The organism is Isoptericola sp. NPDC060257, assembly GCF_042726645.1.
Lineage (GTDB): Bacteria > Actinomycetota > Actinomycetes > Actinomycetales > Cellulomonadaceae > Isoptericola > Isoptericola nanjingensis.
Genome location: NZ_JBHXAW010000375.1, coordinates 1 through 3338, shown reverse-complemented (window position 1 = coordinate 3338; position 3338 = coordinate 1). Strand labels below are relative to the sequence as shown.

Annotated in this window: 5 protein-coding genes; 2 read left to right on the top strand and 3 right to left on the bottom strand. The window is 75.0% G+C overall.

Translation table 11 applies throughout. From position 1 onward, the window contains the following. Positions 1-400 (bottom strand): cold-shock protein (locus ACFWEK_RS20195; protein ID WP_430555197.1); only part of this gene is annotated, 400 nt, incomplete at its 3' end. A 94-nt stretch (positions 401-494) separates the two neighbouring features. On the opposite strand from ACFWEK_RS20195, the gene ACFWEK_RS20190 reads away from it, so the two are divergent. Continuing rightward, positions 495-1142, top strand: a complete 648-nt coding sequence (locus ACFWEK_RS20190) for a hypothetical protein (protein ID WP_430545984.1) — start codon at positions 495-497, stop codon at positions 1140-1142. Positions 1143-1157: 15 nt separating this feature from the next. Here the strand turns inward: ACFWEK_RS20190 and ACFWEK_RS20185 are convergent, their stop codons facing one another. Next, entirely contained in the window at positions 1158-1811 is a 654-nt protein-coding gene (locus tag ACFWEK_RS20185; protein WP_430545983.1) for a flavin reductase family protein, read from the bottom strand. A 43-nt stretch (positions 1812-1854) separates the two neighbouring features. After that, positions 1855-2331: a GNAT family N-acetyltransferase gene (locus ACFWEK_RS20180; RefSeq protein ID WP_430545982.1), complete on the bottom strand. Its 477-nt coding sequence runs from the start codon at positions 2329-2331 to the stop codon at positions 1855-1857. 108 nt (positions 2332-2439) lie between these two features. Between ACFWEK_RS20180 and ACFWEK_RS20175 the strand changes: the two genes are divergently transcribed. Then, on the top strand, positions 2440-3240 hold the full coding sequence (locus ACFWEK_RS20175; protein ID WP_430555196.1) for an AraC family transcriptional regulator: 801 nt from the start codon (positions 2440-2442) through the stop codon (positions 3238-3240). The last annotated feature ends 98 nt before the right edge of the window (positions 3241-3338 follow it).

Sequence of the window (3338 nt, the reverse complement as noted above, 5' to 3'; positions counted from 1 at the left end):
GACCCTTCTCCCCCTCGACGACCATGAACGCGACCCGCTGGCCCTCCGCGATCACGCCGCCCCCGACGATCGCCGAGCTGTGCACGAAGATCTCGACGCCGCCGTCGTCGGGCGTGACGAAGCCGTACCCCTTGGTCGGCTCGTACCAGTTCACGGTGCCGAGCACCCCCACGGGGGCGTCGGCGGCCCGGTCGCCGGTGACCCGGACGCGCCGCGCCTGCGGGCCACGGTCGCCCTCGCCGACCTCGAACTCCACGGTCTGTCCCTCGCGGAGCTGCTTCGGCCCGTCGTCGCCGACGATCTCGGACGCGTGCACGAAGAGGTCCTCGGCCTCGTTCCCGAGGTCGATGAAGCCGAACCCGCGGTCGGCGTCGAACCATCGGACTGTTCCCTGGGGCACCTGGTACTCCTCGTCTTGGCAGATAGTGCTCCCCCCAGTGTCGCGCGGAGAACGGTCACGGCGAGAATCGCCGGGCCTGTGGTGGGATCGCCGCATGCACCCTGAGTCCGCCGAGGAGTACCACGCCCGCATCGCCGCGCACGCCGGCCCGGACGGGCGGCTGCCTGTCGCCGTCGAGGAGATGCCCGGCTGGGACATCTACCCCTACGAGGTGGACTCCCTGCGGATGAAGCCCCTGCGCCCGCTGGCCGACGCCGAGCCGCCGCGGCGCGGCGAGGACCCCGCCGACTGCTGGTGCGCCGGGACCCCCGAGGAGCGGACCGCCCGGTTCGCGGGCTGGGTCTGGCGCAACGAGCGATGGGTGCTCACGGCGGACCTCGAGCAGGGTCTGCCCGTGTTCCTCACCCTGGTGCCCGTCGCCACGCACTGCGACCTGCCCACCGTCCCGGCCGACCTCGCCGCGGAGATGGGGCAGCTCGTCGTCGCGGTGTCGGCCGCCGTCGAGGCGCTGCCGAGCGTGGGCCGCGTGCAGCTCGCCAAGTGGGGCGACGGCGGGGCGCACCTGCACCTGGCCTTCCTCGGCCGGCCGGCCCGCGTGCTGCAGCTCCGCGGGTCGCCGCTGCTGGACTGGGCGGAGAACCTGCCCGACGTGCCGGCCGACGTCCTGCGCGCCAACGCCGCCGCCGTGGCGGCGCACCTGGTGGCCGCCGTCGGCGGCGAGGCCGGCACCCGGGACGGCTGACCCGGCAGGGAACGGTCAGCGGCGCCGGGTCCGCCCGAGGCGGGCGCCGGTACCGAAGTACTCGCGGAACACGTAGAGGGCCGGCGACCACGCGCCCGTGTCGACGTGCCCGGTGAGGGTGTCCACGACTTCCCGATCCGCGTGGACCGCGCGCACGTAGACCTCGACGATGCGGAAGTCCTCGGCGTCGGGACCCGCGGGGGCGTGGATCGCCTGCACCTCCGCCTCGCACTGGATCGCGCACTCGGCGATGCGTGGCGGGTGCACCAGCGTGGACGGCTGCGCGGTGAAGCCGCCCGGGGTCCACTTGTCCCCCGCGCTGCGGAAGCGGCCCTCCTTGTGCGGCGGGAGCGGGTCGCTGCCGCTGAGCAACGCGATCGCCTCCACCTGCGACCAGCGGTCGGCGTGCGGGAAGTTGACCACGCACTCCCCCTCGCGCTCGAGGTTCGCGAGGGTCTGCGAGCCGGTGCCCCAGCCCAGCACGACCGTGCGCCCCAGCGTCCACGCCGACGACATCGGGCCGATGTTCGCCGACCCGTCGGGGCTGGTCGTGGTGACCAGCGCGATCGGGGTGCCGACGTACAGGACCGGTGGGTCGATGGTCACGTGCGACGACGGGGCGCCCTGGGGCCCCGGGTCTCGCACGGAGGAAACGGCGGTCCGGCTCATGACCCCAGCATCGGGGCGGGACGCTTCGGCCTCCGCCGAACCGTCAGAGCGCCTTGCGCATCTGCTGCGTGACGACGGCGTACCCGGCGGAGTCGTAGAGCGCGACGGCGGCGGCGTTGCGGCCGAAGACGTTCAGCTCCAGCGCGGTGGCGCCCGCCTGCCGGGCGGCGTCCTCCGTCGCCTCCAGCAGCGCGCGCCCCAGGCCCTGGCCTCGCCGCTGCTCCACGACCTCGATGTCGTAGAGGAACGCGATCCCTGCCGTGGCGTGCGGCGGGTCCAGCGCCACCCAGGAGCGCCCGATCGGCTCGCCGTGGGCGTCGACGGCGAGGTTGACGAGCATCCGTTCGGTCGCCGGCCCCTGCGGCAGGAGCGCTGCGGTCTCGTCGCGGGCCCGCCGCACCGCTCCCTCGTACGGCCAACGGCCGGCGGCGACCTGCTCCGCCGCGTAGTCCGCCGCCAGGGCGTCCTGCCACTCGTCGAACTCGGCCGGGGTCATCGGGCGCAGCGTCACCGTCGTCATGCAGGGCATGCTGGCACGCTCGAGGAGCGGGTGGACGCCAGGAGGGCGGCGCCCGCCACGACGGCCCTCGCGCCGCTCCTGCCCGGCGATGCCGTACGGTCGGCGTCGATGAGCGAGTTCTGGCACGACGCGGCGCTGCCGCAGCTGGAGGCGCGGCGGTCCTGGCAGGACGCCGCGTGCTACCGCCCGCACTCGCACGACCGGTTCTCGATCGGGCTGATCGACGCCGGCTCGACGACGTTCACCGGCGCGGACGGCCGTCCCGTGCCGCTCGCCGCCGGCGACGTGATCCTCATCCCCGCCGGGCACGTGCACTCGTGCAACCCGGACCAGGGCCGCTGGGAGTACGGGATGATCCACGCCGACCAGGACTGGGTCGCCGGCCTGCTGGCCGCCGGGGCGGACGCCCTCCTCGCCGGCATCACCGTCCTGCGCGCCCCCGGCGCCTACCGCCCGGTGCGCGCCGTGGAGGACCTGCTGTTCGCGCCCGGCGACGGCAGACCGGTCGACGGCGCCCTGGTCGAGGAGGCGCTCCGTCACGCTCTCGGGGCCTGCGCGACGACGCCGCCGCACCGCCGGATCGCCCCCACCACGGACGACGCGCTGCTGGAGCGCCTGCGCCCGGTGCTCGCCCGCCTGCACGAGGACGCGTCGAACCCCGCCCTCGACGAGCTGGCCGCTGTCGCCGGGATGGACCGGTACGCGCTGGTGCGGACGATGAAGCGGGCCACCGGGCTCACCCCTGTCTCATGGCGCCACAACGACCGGGTCACCTCCGCGCGGGCGATGCTGCGCGCAGGCAGGCCGCTCGCCGACACCGCGCACGCGCTCGGGTTCGCCGACCAGAGCCACTTCCACCGAGTGTTCCGCGCCCACGTGGCCGCCACCCCCGGCGCCTACCGGCGCTGACGCCGCGCCCGTTCGCGTGCCCGCGGGTGAGGGCGCGCAAGAACGTCCAAGACGGCGCCGGTGGGCCGGCCCCAGCATGCCCGCATGGAGCAGTTCCT